At 39.5% G+C, this 19,799-nt stretch carries 16 protein-coding genes; 1 reads left to right on the top strand and 15 read right to left on the bottom strand.

Annotated features, from left to right (window positions below; all coding sequences use genetic code 11):
* Positions 1-23: 23 nt before the first annotated feature.
* The 15 genes from B2O97_RS19190 to B2O97_RS19120 form a co-directional block, all read right to left on the bottom strand.
* A complete protein-coding gene (locus B2O97_RS19190; protein ID WP_046675390.1) occupies positions 24-773 on the bottom strand; it encodes a YoaK family protein in 750 nt (249 codons plus the stop codon).
* Positions 757-1,257, bottom strand: coding sequence for a hypothetical protein (locus B2O97_RS19185; protein ID WP_046675389.1), 501 nt, complete (start codon positions 1,255-1,257; stop codon positions 757-759). Before B2O97_RS19185 ends, B2O97_RS19190 begins: the two co-directional genes overlap by 17 nt.
* Complete coding sequence (locus B2O97_RS19180) at positions 1,244-1,762, bottom strand: hypothetical protein (RefSeq protein ID WP_112376064.1); 519 nt, start codon at positions 1,760-1,762, stop codon at positions 1,244-1,246. Before B2O97_RS19180 ends, B2O97_RS19185 begins: the two co-directional genes overlap by 14 nt.
* Before the next feature lie 129 nt (positions 1,763-1,891).
* Complete coding sequence (locus tag B2O97_RS19175) at positions 1,892-3,322, bottom strand: TolC family protein (protein WP_159333091.1); 1,431 nt, start codon at positions 3,320-3,322, stop codon at positions 1,892-1,894.
* 7 nt (positions 3,323-3,329) lie between these two features.
* Positions 3,330-4,691 (bottom strand): HlyD family secretion protein, encoded by a 1,362-nt coding sequence (locus B2O97_RS19170; protein ID WP_070567940.1) that lies wholly within the window; start codon positions 4,689-4,691, stop codon positions 3,330-3,332.
* Complete coding sequence (locus B2O97_RS19165; protein WP_201638959.1) at positions 4,681-5,682, bottom strand: ABC transporter transmembrane domain-containing protein; 1,002 nt, start codon at positions 5,680-5,682, stop codon at positions 4,681-4,683. Before B2O97_RS19165 ends, B2O97_RS19170 begins: the two co-directional genes overlap by 11 nt.
* Before the next feature lie 68 nt (positions 5,683-5,750).
* Complete coding sequence (locus tag B2O97_RS19160) at positions 5,751-6,233, bottom strand: hypothetical protein (RefSeq protein ID WP_159333093.1); 483 nt, start codon at positions 6,231-6,233, stop codon at positions 5,751-5,753.
* A 124-nt stretch (positions 6,234-6,357) separates the two neighbouring features.
* Complete coding sequence (locus tag B2O97_RS19155; protein WP_159333094.1) at positions 6,358-7,716, bottom strand: HAMP domain-containing sensor histidine kinase; 1,359 nt, start codon at positions 7,714-7,716, stop codon at positions 6,358-6,360.
* 10 nt (positions 7,717-7,726) lie between these two features.
* Positions 7,727-8,491: a response regulator transcription factor gene (locus tag B2O97_RS19150; protein WP_236560243.1), complete on the bottom strand. Its 765-nt coding sequence runs from the start codon at positions 8,489-8,491 to the stop codon at positions 7,727-7,729.
* Positions 8,492-8,616: 125 nt separating this feature from the next.
* Positions 8,617-9,456, bottom strand: a complete 840-nt coding sequence (locus B2O97_RS19145; protein WP_159333095.1) for a glycine betaine ABC transporter substrate-binding protein — start codon at positions 9,454-9,456, stop codon at positions 8,617-8,619.
* A gap of 1 nt (position 9,457) precedes the next feature.
* Positions 9,458-10,285, bottom strand: coding sequence for an ABC transporter permease (locus B2O97_RS19140; protein WP_159333096.1), 828 nt, complete (start codon positions 10,283-10,285; stop codon positions 9,458-9,460).
* A 2-nt stretch (positions 10,286-10,287) separates the two neighbouring features.
* Positions 10,288-11,529 (bottom strand): quaternary amine ABC transporter ATP-binding protein, encoded by a 1,242-nt coding sequence (locus B2O97_RS19135; RefSeq protein ID WP_046675375.1) that lies wholly within the window; start codon positions 11,527-11,529, stop codon positions 10,288-10,290.
* A 482-nt stretch (positions 11,530-12,011) separates the two neighbouring features.
* On the bottom strand, positions 12,012-13,754 hold the full coding sequence (locus B2O97_RS19130) for a RagB/SusD family nutrient uptake outer membrane protein (RefSeq protein ID WP_070567962.1): 1,743 nt from the start codon (positions 13,752-13,754) through the stop codon (positions 12,012-12,014).
* 4 nt (positions 13,755-13,758) lie between these two features.
* The gene (locus B2O97_RS19125) at positions 13,759-17,025 is read right to left on the bottom strand and encodes a SusC/RagA family TonB-linked outer membrane protein (RefSeq protein WP_201638956.1); all 3,267 of its coding nucleotides are present in this window, start codon (positions 17,023-17,025) and stop codon (positions 13,759-13,761) included.
* A 662-nt stretch (positions 17,026-17,687) separates the two neighbouring features.
* Positions 17,688-18,587, bottom strand: coding sequence for an SPL family radical SAM protein (locus B2O97_RS19120; RefSeq protein WP_286767926.1), 900 nt, complete (start codon positions 18,585-18,587; stop codon positions 17,688-17,690).
* A gap of 300 nt (positions 18,588-18,887) precedes the next feature.
* On the opposite strand from B2O97_RS19120, the gene B2O97_RS19115 reads away from it, so the two are divergent.
* Positions 18,888-19,754, top strand: a complete 867-nt coding sequence (locus B2O97_RS19115) for a cold-shock protein (RefSeq protein ID WP_159333099.1) — start codon at positions 18,888-18,890, stop codon at positions 19,752-19,754.
* Positions 19,755-19,799: the final 45 nt, after the last annotated feature.

Below are 19,799 nucleotides of genomic sequence, written 5' to 3'. Positions count from 1 at the left end.
TAACCAAGAACTTGCTCAGTCAACTAAGCTGCCACTGGTTGACGATGACGATTCACAAATTGCTTTTTCAACAGATACAATTTGTAGTGATCGTATAAACCGATGACTAAAAGAACAAAACAAACCACGTAAAATGTTTTATTTGATAGGTAAGTGAATGAAATACCGCTCACAAGTCCGCCAACGACATACGCGCTCACGATGCTCAATAGCAAATGGAATTTGTCGACCAATGCCTTATTGCTCCGGTTAGACTCCTTGGTGAACATCGAAATCAATATGGCCAAATCTGTCGTTAGCCCGGTCAAATGTGTTGTTTTCACAACAGAATTCGATATGCTCGCAGTCAAACCGTTTTGTAGCCCCATCGCAAAGAGCAATGCACCGACAAGTATCTCAGTTTCTTTCAAAGAATCCTCATAAAATACATCAAGATATATCCCAACAAATAATATACTCAATATTTCCAATACCAAGGGAATGGAATGTGTCAAATAGGAGCTAAAACGTCCTTTACCATGAATGATGATCAGATTAGAAAGCATACTCCCTACTAGAAAAAGTAAAATCCAAAAAAGCACCACAGCACCTTGGTACCAATTCCCTTTCGCTATCTCCTGTGCAAAAACAGCATAATAACCCGTTACATTCGAGGTAAACGAGAAAAAGACAATGACAGATGCGACATTGACCATTCCTGCAGAAAACGCGGTAATTCCCCCCAGCCTAATGTTATCTTGAATCGTCCTATGGTTACTATATTTTCTCAGCATACTTTTCCTTTCCTCCTTTTTTCAGCACGATACGTGCAATTCCTTTCGTCTGCATATCCAAATTAAGATGCAGCACCAACTGGTTTTTATTCAACTTTTGGATAACGAAACTCTCTATTAGCTCGTCATTCTTACGAAGCTCAAGAATATGGCCTCGTCCCTTCAAAAACCAATTGTATTGTTTGTCCTCATGATGGGCAATAAAATTTTTATCACCCATTTTTTCAAAATGCCATAATCCATCCTGCAGGGGTGGAAGGTGCGCGATTGCAGCATCTTTTATTCCTTCATGGATAACCGCCTGTTTTTTGAATGTTGGAGACTTCTCCACTTTCTCAAAGTACCAACCCTGCTCTTCCCACTCCCCTTCTAAAAGCCGCTCAGGGTTTTCATAAAACATAACCATTGAACTAGCCCCTAAAAGCAAAAAGGACAACAAGACAAAGTTGAATTGTGCCAATATTTTTCTCTTAATAATTAACATCCCATTTCTTGTTAAAAAATAAATCCGCCAAGACATTTCTGCCGGTTTTGTTTGTCCCGGGTTTTTCTACGATCGAGACATTCTTCTGCTTACTTTTACTCAAGTGAAGCAAAGCCCGTCCGACGTCAAAAAAATGCCTTGTTCTTTTTTCAAATTCATAATCTGTGGGAACCTTGACTTCATCAATCCGAGCTCCGCGCAAATAATGTTGTAAATAATTGAGATTGTCAGAGCCGATAATATCTGTATAGATATTTAGCTTACGATTTTCATAACGATGACAGATCATCTGGCAGGCTTTCAAAAAATCTTCTGATTGCAGCTTATTAAGCTGATCTTCCAGTGTAATCCCTAATAACTCACTAATCGAAGTACTGCTCTTATTGCCATAGACCAAAATAATGTCTAGCTCTTCAGCTGACGATTGTTCTATACTATGAATCACAAAAAAGAGCGAATCAATCGTAAAATCACTTGGAATCAATACACGCGTTGCCTTTGCCATATCCAATTATTTTTATACAAAATTAACAGGTCATCATGGCAACCGAATGAATCTGAAATTAACTTTCTATTAGAATTTTAGGACTTGTATTAAAATGAGATTAAAAATAAAATGTAGATTAAAATGGGATTAAAATTTAGTTCCGGCCTTGTAGTATAACTCTGCCAGTGCCTTCCGATAGTCCGTAAAAAGCTTCTCTTGCTTGATACGCATTTCAATCAGCTTGTTTTCCCTGCTATTGACAACAAACAAGGTTGATTCACCCAGCTCAAACTTATTTAATTCACCCTTAAGGAGCAATTCCTGGTTACTTATATTGATCGATTGAAGTTCAATCTGTTTACTGTAAGCATTTAAATCATTGTACTTTTTAACGACGTCATTGTAAATATTTCTTTCAGTCGCTACCTGCTCAAATCGTAGTTGATCTTGCTTAATCCGTACCTCTTTGAGCTTCCCACGTTCGGCGCGAATAAAAAGTGGAAATGCAAATTCAAAACCTAGCTTATAGTTCTGCCAATTAAAATCATACTGCGGTGGTACAAAATCATTTAAACCGCGACGGCTAGAAATGAGCGTACCCGACACATTCAATTTAGGTTTAAGCATTTCTTTTCGATAACGTTCTTCAAATAGCAGTTGCTGATTTTTACTAGCCAACTTGATCATTTCGGGATGAGCAATTTTTGCCGAATCCAGTAGTGCCTCGATCACACGATTATCCGGCAAAATAACTTGGTCTTCGAGCTTATGTGGTATGGCGTGATCGGGAAGTTCAACCGGAAATTGTTGATCATTCCACAAATGATTGGACAATACAATTTTCGCATTTTTAAGTTCTACTTCATACTTTGAAAGTTCTATCCGTCGTTCTTTTACGACGACCGAAGCTTCGATAGAATCGATTGCAGGTTTGTCCCCCAGCATAGTCTGCTCACTGATTGCGCTAAACCGCTGATCCGCTAATTTAACGCCCTCTAATAAAAGTTGGTATTGCTGGTAAGCAAAATACCAGTTCCAATAATCTGAAAGTGCCTGAAACCAAATGGCATTAATTTGCTTGATCTTTTCGCCTTCCAGATAGCTGATCATCGCCTTTGCCTGCTGTAACGTATTCCTTCGGCTATCGACGATTAAACCTTGCCCCAAAGGAATACTTAAACCGATTGCAGAGAGCCCCGCATTATTCGTTCGGGATTGTGGGTTTGTATATTCACCTACATTTCGATCATAAGCTATTTTCAGATCTGCTCCTGCTAACCAAAGTGGGATTTTCAACTCGCTATTCCACTCATTGTAATAATCCGTATGACCGAAATGCTTATTTTTAAAGCTCGAATTTAGTGTTGGATCAAACTTCCCTAACGCTTGTGTTACTTGGGCTTTTGCAGTTTCACTCAGTAGATTTACTTGTTTAACAATGGGATGATTAGCCATTAAAAGCTCTTCCATGTCATCAACTGTAAAAGTCTTCGGTGCTCCATATTCCTTTTCCTGAGCCAAAAGATGAGAATAGAAAAAAAAGCAGAACACAATAAAAATAAAATTCAATTTATTCATATAACAATTACTTTTTCTCACTTTCTTTTGGTTCTCGTTCCAAACTCGGGGGAAAACCATTCAACTGTCGCCATATCTCATACCACAAAGGAACTTTGTTTAAAATAACCCTTCCATAAGCACCTGAACCTTGGTTTAACTGGATTGGCCAAGGCTCGTCACCCTCAGGAACCGGATCGGTCGCGCGTATTAAAATCCTAAATCGACCATTCGTACTGCTCACTTTATCGATGACTGAAACTTTTCCGGCAAAGGTACCCACCGCGACAGAAGGCCATCCGGAAAATTGGATTGATGGCCAGCCATCAAATTGCAGCCTTACATCACTCTCCGGCGCTATCAATGGTACATCCATTGCATTTACATAAAGCTCTACGGCCAGCAGTGGTTTTTTAGGTTGCAATGTCGCAACGGACTCCCCTTCCTTCATATTTTCACCGATTCCAGCTTTAAAGGTTTTTACAATAAAACCATCTTGTGGAGCCCTCACGACATATAATCCTCGTCGGACATCGATATTGGAGATCTCATTTCTCAGTTTAGCGATATCGCCCTGTACTGAGGCCTTGGAAGAAAAAGCGGAACTTAAATCAGACTGCGCTTTCGCTAATGACTCATTATACTTTGCACGGATGTTGTTTAATTCGATGCTCGCATTTGTTAGTGATTGTCTTGAATTTGATAATTTGTTATCTGCACTTACTACTTTAGCTCGATCATTTTGTAGGTTTAAGCGCCTGGTTTCAATATCCGTTAACGAAAATAAGCCATCACGATACCCTTCTTCGTACCGTTTAAGCCGCTTTTCACTGGTCTCAAAAAAGCTCATGACAGCGACAAGTTCTGCACTATCTATTTTTACCACATTTTGTGCTTGAACCACCTTATTTTTAGCTGATGCAAGCTGAAAATCCAGCCCATTTTTCAATGCTTCAATCTGTGCTTGGGTAGCTTGCATCTTTTGATTAGCGGCATCTTCTCCACTCCTTTTGGCATGCAATTGTTCTTCTAATCTTACAGGTAGCATGGGATCAAAATAGGATTGTGCAGTCTCCGAAAGGACCAAAATTGTGTCACCTTTCTTCACTTCCTGCCCTTCGGTAACTGCCCAATACTCGATGCGGCCACCAATCTGATTTTGGATAGTCTGCGGTCTATCTTGTGGACGTAAAGCGGTAACCGTTCCTACTCCAAGAATTGTTTGCCGCCAGGGGAGAAAAAGTGCCAGTACAAAAACAATCCCAGATAACACAAGGATCCGCCCCAAAACTAAGGATCCCCGCTCTTTCAATAAGCTATCAACAGCATCATGAGAAAGATCTCTCCAAGAGAGCGTTGTCCGATTCGAATGATCCTTATTAATCAACATAAACCGCAGCGTCCTCCTCCAACGCAAGATCGGTTACAGCAGCCAGTTTGACAACTCCCGTAAGCATATCAAAAATCGTATTTAAGTTAGTCATCAGTTTTTCAATGGCATAACCAATTTGAACGATCACAACTTCAGCAGCTACAAATTGACCAAAAGTCATTTGCCGCTCGACAACAAAATAGGATCCAAGCAAGAGCATCGCTCCAAACAACAGGGTCCGAAGCAGGACAGACCCTAGAAAAAAACGCTTTAAAACTTTAAAATGATCGTTTCGCGCCGATAAATATTTACTGACAATGGAATCTGTTGTTCTCGTCACTTCGTTCATTTTCATCTCATCTCCACGATAATGGTCGATTTGTCCGGCAACAGCTTCCAAATAGGCTACCGTCTCATATTTGTATTCAGACTCTTCAATACTTGTTTTCAAGCCTCTTTTATAATATAAAACAAGTATCGTAATGACAGAAAAAATGACAATAAGGCCAAAGGCCAAAAATGCGGGATGATAAAAAGATAATAAAACCACGCTGAAGAAAATTGTCACGACCGCGGCGATGATATCAATCAAAAGTTTGATAATTCCCTTTTGAATAATGATGACATCAAAAAATCGGTTGACCAACTCCACTAGGTTTTTTCCAAGTAACTTTTTAGGTTTAATTCTTGGCAGTCGATACGAAAATTCAATCGCTGATTTTAGAAAGATTTTCTGCTCCAAATACTCGACCAAGGTCAATTGTCCGATCAATAATACTCCACCTACGATCACGCCAAATAACACAAAAGCAATTAAGATATAGGTAGAGCTATACATCGCTCCATTGCTTAAAAAATTAAATATTGCTGTTATCCCTATTGGAATAGTCAAACTAAAAATACCGATCACAATAGCATAAATAAATATATAATTGATCGTTTTCCGTTCAGTATGTAATAGGCTTGCCAACCGCTGTAAGGGGGATGGTCCGCCTTGTATATGCCCCATAAAAATAGATAGAAGATAAGTTAGAAATGATAATTTCAGCTAAAACAATAGTAAAAAACTCCGAGCGATCATTCAACTAGTCCGGTTGCTCTGTTTCCGATACTTGATTGCTCTTTAAATATAATCGTAGAACAAATTTGGCCCTCAACCTTACGGAGTGCATTAGCGACATTAAAAAAATTGCGTGTTTTCTTTTTATAGGTATAATCTCGCGGTATTATGATCTCATCAACAGACTGTCCCCTAAGATAATGCTGCAAATAATGACTGTTATCGGTACCCAAGATATCTGCAAAAATACTGAGCCCACGGTTTTTATAGCGCTGATAGATTACGCTGCAGCCTTTTAAAAAAGAATCCGATTGAAGTGTCTCCAGTTGATCTTCCAATCCAATTCCGAGTAATTCACTCGCAGAAGTACTGCTTTTATTGCCATACACAAGGATAATATCGATAGAATCTGCCGTTGACTCTTCAATACTTTGACGCACAAAATGAAGGGAGTCGACTGTAAAATCACTGGGTATTAATATACGCGTTGTTTTAGCCATGCTTTTTTTTAGCAAAGTTAAAACGCACATATGGCAACGGAATGAATCTAAAATTAGCTTTCCATTAGAAAGCTCGCAACTGTATTAAAATGAGATTAGAAATGCCATCTAAATTAAAACTACATTAGAATCGAAGGTAAGTGGGTAGTTCAATTTCTACAGTGGTGCCTTCACTCACAACAGAATTGACTTTCAATGTCCCACCATGCAGCTTAATAATATTTCTGGCTAAGGGAAGTCCTATACCATAACCATCTATCCCACTCGTATTGGAAGCTCTAAAATAGGGATCGTAAATATGGTCCAATTCACGGGAAGGTATTCCGATACCTTTGTCTTTTATTAGAATAAAGACTTTATTGTCCAATGCACCCAAAGCAATGTATGCTGTTCTATCCGATGAATACTTACATGCATTGCTGATAATATTGGATAGCGCAAGCTGTAGCAAAATTGCATTTCCATTCACCTTAAGTCGCATACTATCATCTGGTAATAGACTGAAATCTGTAATAATCTTAAACTTGTCATTGATGGCCTTAACTGTTAGTTCGGCATCCATCACAATCTGATCAATACGAACGGGGCTAAATGCAGTCGCATTATTAACAAAACCTGTACGCGCCAGCAATAAAAGTGCTTTTGTTTTCTTTTCCAAATGCTCTGCCGACTCAATGATCTTAAATAATGTTCGTTGGTACTCCTCCGTTGTGCGTTCTTTTGATAAAGCAAGATCTGCCTGTCCTATGATGGATGTCAATGGCGTATTCAGTTCATGTGATGCATTGCTGATAAAGTTCTTTTGTGTTTCGAAAGAGGTTTCCAAGCGCGTCAACATCCGATTAAAGGTGAGTGCCAGACCATGAAGCTCCCCTTTATATTTATCCTCATCCAATCGTTTATAGAGATTTTCAGAACCAATCTCCTGCACCTCTTTCATCATGGTCAATATGGGCTTTAAAAACGAGCGCTTCATAAAAACCGAAACAACGAATATAAAGAGAATTCCCAAAATTAGACTTATAATAAGGAGATTACGAAGATAGGCCAAATGGTGTGTATAAAAGTAATTTTCAGCAGAAGCGCCCACGATATACTTTCGACCATTTTGCGAAAAGTATTTAGTTGAATAGAATTGATTGCCCGACTTGAAATTTGAGCTTCCCTTTTTATTGATTTTATCCCAAAGCTCTTGATGGAATCCCTGGCTTCTTACAATAGCACCATTGCTATCAAATTCCACCAAAAATTCATGCTGATTATTGAGATTTTCAATAAAATCAAGGCTCCACTGATCAGTTTGGGAGGCAGATTTACTATTCAGAAATTTCTCTGCAGCAATATTTCGCCGCAGGTCCAGCCGCTTATAAAAATCTGTAAAAGCAAAATTCGTAATGGAATAAAAAATAAAGCCAACAAAACAACTCACATAAATGACTAGAATTGCAATGAGATAAGTAAGCTTTCGGTTATAATTGTGCATGTTTAAATATTCAGTCTTCTATTTTTAAAACATATCCCATACCAATAACCGTATGGATCGCTTTTTTGCTCGTTACTTTTTCAATCTTTTTTCTCAGATAATTCACATAAACATCGACAACATTTGATCCGATATCGAAATTTATACCCCATATTTTGTCCAAAAGCTCCGTGCGCTCAAATACCTTTTTGGGGCTCTGAATAAACAACAAAAGCAAACGATACTCGGTACTTGTCAAATTGAGTTCCTGCCCGTCACAATAGGCTATTTTTTTATAATCATCGATACGCAGAAAACCATAACTAAATGTGTCTTTCGAAGGTAGCAATTCACGTTGCGTTGCCTGTACGATAGACTGTTGTCTGCGGATCAATGAACGTATCCGAGCCTTCAATTCAATGAGCTTAAAGGGTTTGGAAAGATAGTCATCAGCACCATTATCGAGTCCGAGCACCACATTCTCAGGAGTACCAAGTGCGGTCAACATCATAACAGGTAAATCTGTATAGCCCCATTGCCGGATCTGCTTACAGATATCCAGCCCGTTAGTTCCTGGCAAAAGAATGTCCAGTAACACAAGGGAGACATCTTGCTTCGCCAAGAGCTGTTCCAGACCTTCCGAACGCCCCAGATGAATAACCCTATAACCATCCTCGCCTAAGCCTTGTACGATCAAATCGGCAACATCCTGCTCATCTTCAACCAAAATAATTTTTTGCTCCTCCATATTCGTCATGATGTGTAGTTCGCAGTAAGGAACTACGATCCAAACCATAAAAATAACGTTTTGACTCAAGAGACACAAATCCCATTTTTGCCAAAATCCACACGAAAAGAATCTTGCGCTATTTTGCAAAAGCAAAAGCGCTGTGTTCATCCATAACTATGAATTGCCGCAGTTTACTCTAACCAGCCCTTTACGAGATCGTTATGTTTCTTGATCCATTCTTTTGCCGTATCTGTTTTGTTTTGGCTTCCTTGCATTTGTGACAACAAATCAGCCATTGTCGATTCATCAAAGTAGACTTTGGAAAAAAATTGGGCAAGCTCCGGTTGCTCCATGCGAAAGTCTCCTCGTGCAAAAATTTTGATTTGCTCGGCATCACCCAATGTCTTTTTAGGATCCTCCAAAAACTTCAATTTCATTTTAGCAAACATCCAATGTGGTTGCCAGCCAGCTACCACAATCCATCGTTTTGCTTTAATCGCGTTTTGCAATTCCGTAATCATGGCAACCGTAGATGAATTCACATGTTTATAATCGAGTTCATATTCTTTGATCACTTGATCTACAGCACGTGTTATTCCAGCACCCTTTTCTATACCGATAATCCTTTTATCAAATTCTCGTTCATGTTTTCTCAACTCTTCAATCCGATCAATTGTTACATAATCTGGCACAACAAGTCCATTTCGCGCATGGCTATAACTCGTTCCGAGCTCTTCAATATTTGGAAATTTAGCCACTTTACTTCCATGGGTCAATGGCAGCCAAACATCCATATATAGATCTGTATCGCCATTGTTCATAGAGGCTAAGATCATATCGGGCGTAGCTCGTTGGATAACGACATGATACCCCTTTTCTTCCATAATTACTTTTGCGACCTCTGTCATTGCAACTCCTTCTGCCCAGCCATCGACCATGCCGATATGAATAATATTTTTATTCCGGCCCTTGCTGCATGCCCCAAGTAATAACACCATCAGGCACAATACCATACTTTTTATTTTCCTCATACTATGCTTTCTTTTTTACAAAGCCCTGTGTGATCCGATCCAAAATAATAGCGAGAATCACAACGGACAAACCGCTTTCAAAACCAAGACCAATATCCAAGTTGTTTATACCTTCAAGTACTTTTTCTCCCAAACCACCGGCAGCAATCATTCCGGCAATAACAACCATCGATAAAGACAGTAATATGGTTTGATTGATCCCTGCTAAAATTGTTTTGGTAGCCAAGGGCAATTCTACTTTAAATAAGATCTGGCTATTGGTTGCTCCAAATGAACGTGCAGCTTCCACGATATCTTTTGGAACCGCATCAATCCCTAGGGTCGTCAAACGTACAGCAGGTGGCATAGCAAAAATAATGGTCGCAAAAGCTCCTGGGACTTTACCAATACTAAAAAATAACACTGCCGGAATCAAATAGACAAAGGCCGGCATTGTCTGCATCAAGTCAAGCAAGGGACGAATGATCTTGGCCGCTAGCTTATTTTTTGCAGCCCACACACCCAAAGGAACTGATATAACCAAGGCTGTCAAGGTAGCGACCAATACCAGCGCCAAAGTCTCCATTGTTGCAATCCAAAATCCCATCAGATAGATCAATGTTAATCCCAACAATGTCGTCAGTGCGACCCCTTTCCCAGATTTCCACCAGGCTAATGCTGTAAATAATGCGATGATAATAAAAAAAGGTATCGTTGTTAACACCCATTCCAGTCCAATAATGGATGCATTCCCTGTATTTTTTATCAGGTTAAAAAATGGCTCTAAATGATCTGTCAGCCAATTGACGGCTACAGTGATGTATTGTCCTATATCGATTACTTTATTCATTTCTACTGATTATTTGCTTTCTCTTTTAATTCAATAATTTCCTCTTCATTATACTTTGTCGCTTCAATAATCAACGACGTCTGTGTTACGATCCCCAATAAACGATTATGTTCGTTCACCACAGCGATTGGCGACCGGATCTCCGATATCAGGGGCAACATTTCTTCAACGGTCACCTCTTTTGATACGGTTGGAACGTTGGCATGTATAATGGATTCTACGGTGGGTTCCCTACGCTTTGCCGATTGAATGACTTCACTCATATGAACAAAACCAAGGAAAGTATCATGCGCATCGACTACAGGGAGAATTTCAATTCCTGTCGCCCGCATTTTCCGCAGCGCCCCCTCAGGGCCATCTTTTTTGAAACGTACAACAGTAGGTTTCTCAAACATCAGTGAACCTGCCGAAATGATCGACTTGCGATCCACTTTTTCAACAAAGGCTTTAACATACTCACTTGCTGGATTTGTCAAGATATCTTCCGCAGTACCGATCTGTTCGATGACACCATCTTTCATAATAGCAATACGATCGCCCAATTTGATCGCTTCATCGAGATCATGGGTAATAAATACGATTGTTTTTTGTAGATTATCCTGCAACTCCAGTAACTGATCTTGCATTTCTGTTTTAATCAGGGGATCCAGAGCTGAAAATGCCTCATCCATCAGTAGTACTTCAGGATCATTTGCAAGTGCCCGAGCCAGTCCAACCCGCTGTTGCATACCACCCGATAACTGAGAAGGTAGCTGTTGTTCAAATCCACTGAGCCCGACGACATCAAGCGCTTGCTGCGCTTTAGATTCCCGTTTGTCCCGTTCTTCCCCTCGTAGTTCTAAACCGAAAGCAGCATTGCTCAACACGGTATGATGTGGCAACAGACCAAACTTTTGAAAGACCATACTCATTTCTGTTCGACGGACTTCAAGAAGATCTTTATTATTTTTCCCTGTTATATCCTCACCATTGATATAAACCTTTCCTGATGTCGGTTCGTTCAATCGATTCAGACAACGGAGCAGGGTAGATTTCCCACTTCCCGAAAGCCCCATTATAACGAAAAATTCCCCCTCGAAGATTTCAAAATTAGCTTTGTTAATCCCAATAGTACAGCCCGTTTTCGCTAAAATATCCTTCTTCGAGAAACCCTCGTTCAGTAAGTGCAGAGCTTGTTTCTTTTGCTTTCCGAAAACAAGTACCAAGTCTTCAACTTTTACTTTTACCTTGCTTGTTTTATCCATTCTTTAATTTTTTTAAACATAAATAAACCAAAAGGGCATAAGTGATCCACTAAGGCCATACGCCTACGCTATTTTCTTACAAATAAAAAATATCCCTACAGTTGAGTCCGTTTGATCGAAATCTTACTCGTACAGTTCAATCAACTTATTAACTAACATACTTTACTCTCGGTTCGGTAAGAGCAATGATGAAAAAGAAACTAATCTTTTAAAGACGAAATGCTCCATTTATAAAGCATCTCCAAAATATACTTCAACAAGTATAACGAACAACCTAGGCTGTGCCAAAGGCACAAAGCCATAGCGGAATAAACTCACGCCATTCTGTCTTTTGACGATACAAAGGTACGAAAAATAAATTAAACGCATTTTTCACAACCTATATAGTTAAAATACAGCTAGTTAAAAAAAACATATAGTAATATTAAAAATACGATCAGCGGGAGAAGCACTCGACCACTGATCGCATTTTTTAAGGTGTATTATTCTCCCCAGTTTGGATTTTGGGTAAGGTTAGGATTTAATTGTCGTTCTTGGACAGGAATTGGATATAAATAATCTTTCTTTTCATCGAAAACTTTTTTGATATGCGCATTAATAATCACATTTCCTTTATTCCCATTTTCCAATAAGATTTCCGAGCCCAATTTCAATAGCTGAATTCCCGAGGCACTCGGCTTGTCACCTTCATAAATCCAAACGTCATCTTTACCATCATTATCTAAATCAAACTTGCCTGTACCCGGAAAATACATCCCTTTAAATTGTCTCGTGACCAACTGGCCGCTTTTCCATCTTAAGATATCATCCCAACGGAAAGATTCCATCACCAATTCAATACGGCGTTCTCTTCTTATTTCCAATAGTACCCCCTTCATATCACCAACTACATTCGGATAGTCTTTCGCTAAAAATGCATCTGGATTTGATTTAGCCGCCTGCAGATTTAGATTTGGCATGCCTACACGATCGCGCAACAACTTAATTGATTTGTCCAAATCGGCCTGGCTCAATGTGCCTAACTCTGCTTTCGCTTCAGCATAATTTAATAAAACCTCGGCATACCTAAAAATCGGCATATCATTTTCAGAACGATTGAAGTTATCATACTTTACATCTCCCACAAATTTGATCAATTGATATCCCGTCACTGAATTCCCAAAGTTCGGAGCAACAGCAGCGGCACCTCCAATACGCTTATAGCCCGGCGTACGAATCGTCTGGCTTAGACGTGGATCGCGATTTAGGACCTCCTCCTTAAACGTCATTGTTTGGTAATTTGATTTATCGGTAAATCTCGTTCCATCTTTCATCAGGTAAGAATCCACCAAATTTTTATCCAATCCGGGTTTTCCGTAGGAAGCTGTAATCGTATAATAATTTACATTGTGCCAGATTTGCAAAGCATCCGAGAATTTCCGCGCTAAAATAACCTCTTGTGGCAAACTATTAACACTATAAAACAATGCACCATAAGAGTCTGTTCCCGCGGCATTGTATACGCTGTATTGCGCTCCCTCCATAAGCTTGCTGGCTGCATCGGCCGCCTTCTCCAACAGGCCGTTTGCATCGGGTAAATTAAATTCTGTATGATATTTACGAAATGTTCCTTCAAAAAGTGCGACCCGGGACTTTAAGGCCAATGCAGTCCATTTGGTCACTTTTTCATCACTTTTGGTAGCCGGTAGATTGGCAATCGCATAGTCCAGATCAGCGAGAATGTTTGATACAACCAAAGTTCTCGGATCCCTCGCCTTCTTAAGTTGTTCTTCGTCATTTTGATCAATGACCTTGTCATACCAGGGCACATCTCCAAAACGTTTCAGTTTATCGAAATAAAAATATGCCCTAAAAAAGCGCGCCTCGGCAGCATAGGGCGCAGCAGTCGTTTCTGAAACTGTATTAAAGCAATTCGCCAAAAAGTAATTGATATTACGAAGATTTGCCCAAGTCCATCCACCGCCACTTATCGGAACCTGTCTTTTTCCGGTCAATTCATCATCCAATGTTGTCTTAACGATATTATCGACCGATTCGTTATAAACTCCTTCGGCCGAAGGTAGTGCGGCATCGTAAAATGACTTTGTAAATAACGCCAAATCCTTTTCTGTTTTAAAGGAAGCCTCAGGAGTAACCGACGATTCAGGCAAACGTTCCAAATAATCTTTGCTACAAGCCATCATGCCACAGCTCAACAATGCATATATATATACTATCTTTTTCATACTATTAAAATGTTAAATCTAGACCAAATGAAAATGTTTTAGAGATTGGATATGATCTTCCGTTGACCTCTTGAGCCGACTGTTCGGGATCAATATATTTGGAACGGAGCTTAGTCGCCGTCCAAATATTTTCACCAGACACATAAATCCGCGCATTGGCCAATTTCACGCGCTTTAGCCAGGCCTGAGGAACCGTATAGCCTACGGTTAGATTTTTTAGTCGTATATAGGCCAAATCCTGTAAGTAACGATCCGATTTGACGTTCAAAGATCCACGATCATTCAAGGCAATATAGCCTCTTAACAATGGATAATAGGCATCTGTATTTTCTGGCGTCCAAATATCCTGTTCAAAATCCTTCGGCACAAACGAATAGTACGGTCTTGAGTATGGTCCCCAAAACTTATCTGCATTTGCTCCAGGCCACCAATGTTGTCGACCTATCCCCTGAAAGAAGGCCGAAATATCGAATCCTTGCCAATTTGCCCCCAAATTAAAACCAAATGTATAACGGGCTCTGTTGTTCCCAATGATCACTTGATCCCCAGGGTTCATCAATGTATTGTCTCCAGCATCAACCTTTCCATCCGGAACGCCATCCTTTCCACCAATGTCAACAAATTTCAAATCTCCAGGATGAAGTTTGGACCAGTCTCCCGGTGCTGCCAACCGTTGTTTATCCACATAATCCTGGTTAACTTTCCAATTGTCGATTTCCGTCTGGGACTGAAAAAAACCATCAGCCTTATACCCCCAAATTTCGCCCAAAGTCTGGCCGACATAATAGTTACTTAGCAACATTTCCTTATTGTCAAAACGTGTGATCTTCGCTTTAGAATCTGACAATCCCAGCCCAATATTATAGCCAAAAGATTTTCCATCCAAGTCAAATTGATCACGCCAAGCCACAGAAATCTCCCAGCCTTTATTTCTTAGGTCTCCAGCGTTTGTCCGAGGCGACGCCGAACCAAAAACCGCTGGCAAGGTTTTGCCCGGGATCAACATATCGAGCGTATTTCGAATAAAATAGTCAGCAGATACACTCAATCGAGTTCTAAAAAATTCGAGATCTGTTCCGAAATTTAATGTATTCGTTCTCTCCCAGGTTAAATCAGCCGAAATTGGAGTTGGTGCACTCAGATATTGTGTTTTTGTACCATTGGTTATGTAATTGGACAATCCCGCATTCAACAATTGGATGTAACCATACTCAGTAGCTTCCTGTGCGTTACCCAACGCCCCATAGGAGACTCTAAATTTAGCTTCATTTAAAACTGGTTTCAGATTAGCCATAAACGACTCTTCCGAAATCCGCCATCCGCCCGAGAAAGAGGGGAAAAAACCATATCGCTGACTGGATGGAAATTTAGACGTTCCATCGTAGCGACCATTCACCTCCAACAGGTACTTCCCTTTATAATTGTAATTCAACCTTCCAAAATAGCCTCGTAATGCCCAGGTATTTGCATTCCCGAGTAACTGCATTTGACCAGTCCCCAGCGCAAAATCATTCAAATCCTCCGACAGCAAATTAGTATGCGTACCGCCGATTCGTTTGTATCCTGTGGTTTCCTGGTTAAAGCCTACCGTGGCGGCAAACTGATGATCTCCAAATTGCTTGCTATAATTGGCGAATAGGTTGAGTGAATGTTTTGGCCTATTGATGATCGTTTCGGTATATGTATCATTTCCCAAGTAATTGATCACACCAGGAAAAACAGACCAAGGAGCGGCCGTTCTTCTATTCCAGTTATGGATCGGATTATAAGTAAAGGTATAATTACCCGTTAAGGTCAAGTTTGGCGCCAACTGAAATACAGTCTCAAACATATTGATAAACTCATATTTATCCTCGCCACCTTTTGACTTTCCATGCAACAAATCTGCATATATACCATCGCCAATATTATAATTGTTCAGTTCCGTCCTATAGGTTGCGGTACCATCGGGATTCATGGGCACATAAGATGGTAAAGCGTGTACCGTTGTTGAAATAAAATTATTGTTATTATCTGGACTTGTCGCCCATCCTGGATAGGTGTAGTTTTGGTAATTCAGCTGGGTATTTGCACTTACCTTCAACCAAGGGGTCACCTGCGCATTTATGCGCGATCGAACATTATAAGCATCGAATTTATCTTGGTTAATTTTCATTAGCCCCCCTTTTTCATAAAGTCGCCCCGACACATAGTAATCAATTTTTTCACTACCGCCAGAGAAATTTAACGAATGTTCCATTGAGGTCTGTGTTTTTCGATACATCTCATTCCACCAATCTGTATTGCCATAATATACATATTGATCTTTTCCATTTCTATTCTGAACCACTACGGAAGGCAGACTAGGATCTGTTTTTCGTTTCAATAGTTCAGCATAGTCATCTTCTGTATATCCCGTATAACTATTACCGGTGGCACGAATAAAAGCTTCATCATTTAGTTTAGCAGCATCATAACCGCTCGTCATAAAATCTGTCCGCACCGTCAGTCCAGACCAACCAAAATTATTACTATAATTAATGTTCATTTTTCCGGCCTTTCCTTTTTTAGTTGTTACGAGCATAACACCAAATGCCCCCCGAGCGCCATAAATCGCTGCTGCCGAAGCATCCTTTAAAACGGATATCGATTCAATATCACGGGGATTGATCGTATTGATATTTCCTGGAACTCCATCTATGAGAATAAGAGGTTGAGCATTAGCTGAGTTTATCGAAGCGAAACCCCGGATATTAACGTTTCCTTCCCCTCCTGGCCTGCCATTGGTAAATGTAATATTCAAATTTGGTATTGCTCCCTGCAAAGCTTGAGTTGCATTGGCAACTGGGCGATTTTCAAGTATCTTCGCATCAATCTGTGTAACAGCACCTGTTAAGTTTACCTTTTTTTGCTTACCATACCCGACAACAATTACTTCATCAAGGGATTGATCTGTCGAAACTAACTGAATGGTTAAAGGTATTGCCTCTACTTTTACGTGCTGTGTTTCAAAACCGATCATCGACAAGCGCAATGTATGCCCAGTTTTCCCTTCGATGACAAAAGCACCTTCTTGGTCAGTTTGCGTAGTTTTGCCAGTAGTTGAATTAAAAATTGACACACCCGAGATAGGTTCACCGGTTGCTGTTTTTACAATGCCTCGAATAGGCCCCTGAAATTTGGCGGAAATTTCAACATCCGGAATAGATGTCAGAAAGACAGGTTTGCTCTTGGCCCACGCGCCGAGAGACATCCCGATCATTACAGGAAGTAATACGTGTTTCGTTTTCATGAATTTGGTTTTGTTTTTCTTCGGTTACAAAGAAAGGTTATTTAATATTTGTAAATTATTAACAAAGCATTACTAAACAATTAAACGACAATTGGTTAAATCAATATTAAGATAATACAATTTTAACACGAAACAGAATGTCTTTTTTAATTTTTTAATAAAACAAAGAACCAATCAGTTTGACATAATGAATCAAAACACTATCAATCAACATGTTAAATAATATTAAACAAATAATATTCACAAAAACCTTATACGAAATAAAATGTAACATATTTGAAACAATACAATACAAAAAACAACAAAGAGAGGGATCACTTATTTCACAAAACACTTAAACAATTAGGTTAATTATTTTCTTCGTTTTAACGTAAAACTTCGTCATAAAAAATCCTTTATCCAATACATCTGTTTTCTACCGGTTTTAGTCAGGGCGAAAACATACAATTAAAAGCTAAAATTCAAACAGTTAGCATACCTAAAAACCTGTATTTACTACGGAATAAGATTGCTTATTAAAAAGATTAGAATCAAGATCGTCACATTCAACTTAAATGGCCTATCAATAAGGAAAAAATGCAAAAGGCTCAACTTAACACACATCACAGAGAAGGAGAAAAAGCTACTTTGGTATTGATCAACCGCCAAAAATACCCAGGAATTTATAAGGGATCATTATTCGTCAGCCGGTCCCTAAGTCCATATTGCAGACATAGTCCCTTAGCCTTTTCCGCAAATGCCTGTCGATAATAGCTAGGAAGTTTGCCGTCCGCACCAAACAATCGTTGATATTTTTCCACGAGTTGTGGATAGTGTTTTTCAACCGCACGCATAACCAACGTCCGATTGTCACCAGGATCAGAACCATACAAGGCCAAGGTTGCTGGAAAAATATAATTTGCATCAATGGATCGAAAAGTCCCAAACATCTGATCAAGATGAGTTCCGGTATCCGAAATAAAGGGCAACAAAGGCATTAAACTTACGCCACTACACAATCCCATCTTACGTGCTTCACTCAATGTATTCAAACGAAGCTCAGGCGATGGTGCACCTGGTTCAAATATGCTGGCAATTTCCATATCGATGGTTGAAAAGGAAAAAGTAATAAAAGCGCGATGTGTCAATTTACCCTGCAGATCCAATGGAAGTATCGCTTCAGCATCGATCTGCTTCAACAAATCAAATTCCCGACTTACTAGATCCGATTTGGTGATAATATGCACTGGGAAGCGATAATGTACTATAATTTCCAATAATTGGCGCGTCAGTAGCTCCGTTTGCTCAAATTGCAAATAAGGATCCGTTGCAGACGACAATACAATTATTCCATATTGTTTTTTACGGGCACGGAGCGCTAAGGCTCGGTCCAACAAATCCACCGCATTGCGCTTTACACCTAGCTTTTCGGCCATATTAATACCATATTTACTACCTCTGATATAACAATATAAACAATTGAACGAGCATCCGCTATAAGGATTGACGGTGTAATCGTCAAGAAACCAAGGATCTCTTTGTTTTGTTTTATTGAGAATAGATTTGACAATTACAGACTGCATAGGGTACGTTATATTAATGAACGATTTTATAGAACAGATTTCAACAGACTAAGTTAACTCAAAATTACGCCTAGGCGACAAAAAATGCTATGAAATTATTCTCTCAATCGATTTTTCAAAACGCCTTTTGACTCCTGTCCAATTCCGTCCCACTAATTTGATTGTCGCTTTCTATTGAAATTACGAACATTTTGGCTGTTTAGAAAGCGTTCTTAACCATGTAGACTAAGAATCCATCGGATCCGTTAAAAGTCTTTCACGGCAAATAATTACAAATATTTCATTTTCAATGCATAATAAATGCATTTATTCATTACCTTTATGCTATTGAAACAAAACTCAACTCCAGCCATGTTTATCGGCGCTGTCAAATGGTTCGACAATAACAAAGGATTTGGTACTCTTGCGTTACCTTCCGGAGAAGAACTCTTTGTGCATATACGCAGGTTTAAAGTTCCTCCAGAACATGTTATTCAACCTGGAGAAGTTATTGTCGGAGACAAGAAACCTGACCCAAAAAGACGCGGTTATCTCGCTCAGAACTGCAGGATTCTCAAAAGGCCCGAAGATTGGAAATTCGTCATCTCGCTCCTCGACAAAGAACACACCGTGCTCCTCCCCGATAGCCACGGTCGAGAACAAAAGCACAACTTAACCTCATTAACAGCAAGACAACTTCTAAGAATGCAGCCCAAAGAACATATATTGGCTATGCTTACCGCTAATTTTGATGTTCATTTCGATAGCTCAATTTTCATTCCTTATGCTGAATTGATAGACAAAAGCATTGCCGGTGTTTTTGAGAAGGAGGCAGCTTGCGATCTACTTTCCAAGGTGTTCGAATACTTTGGAAAACATGTCTCGCATCAAATTCTATTTCGTGTATGGAAGGAAAGCATGTTTAGGTATATCGGCTATCCGGCAGAAGGCGACTACGAAATACCTGAACTTGTATTTAATCTGAATGCCACGGAAATCGATTGTGATGATCTTGCGAGAATCATCACGTATAGCTTTGGCAAATCTTTTTGCAGTGATTTTGTAAATGCTTTATTTGAAGACATAGAAACAATGGACAAAAAAGATATCGAACCTTTGTTACCGTATCTTGAGTTTTTGGAGAATGAGGATTCTATTGAGAAAATACAGACTCTTATGCAAGACTAGCTGAATCGAATGCCTGCCTAAAAATCCCTGTTTGATTTTTTGGGA

Origin of the sequence: Sphingobacterium sp. UBA865 (assembly GCF_002295765.1) — a bacterium.
Classification (GTDB): Bacteria; Bacteroidota; Bacteroidia; order Sphingobacteriales; family Sphingobacteriaceae; genus Sphingobacterium; species Sphingobacterium multivorum.
This window is presented reverse-complemented; position numbering and strand designations above follow the sequence as displayed.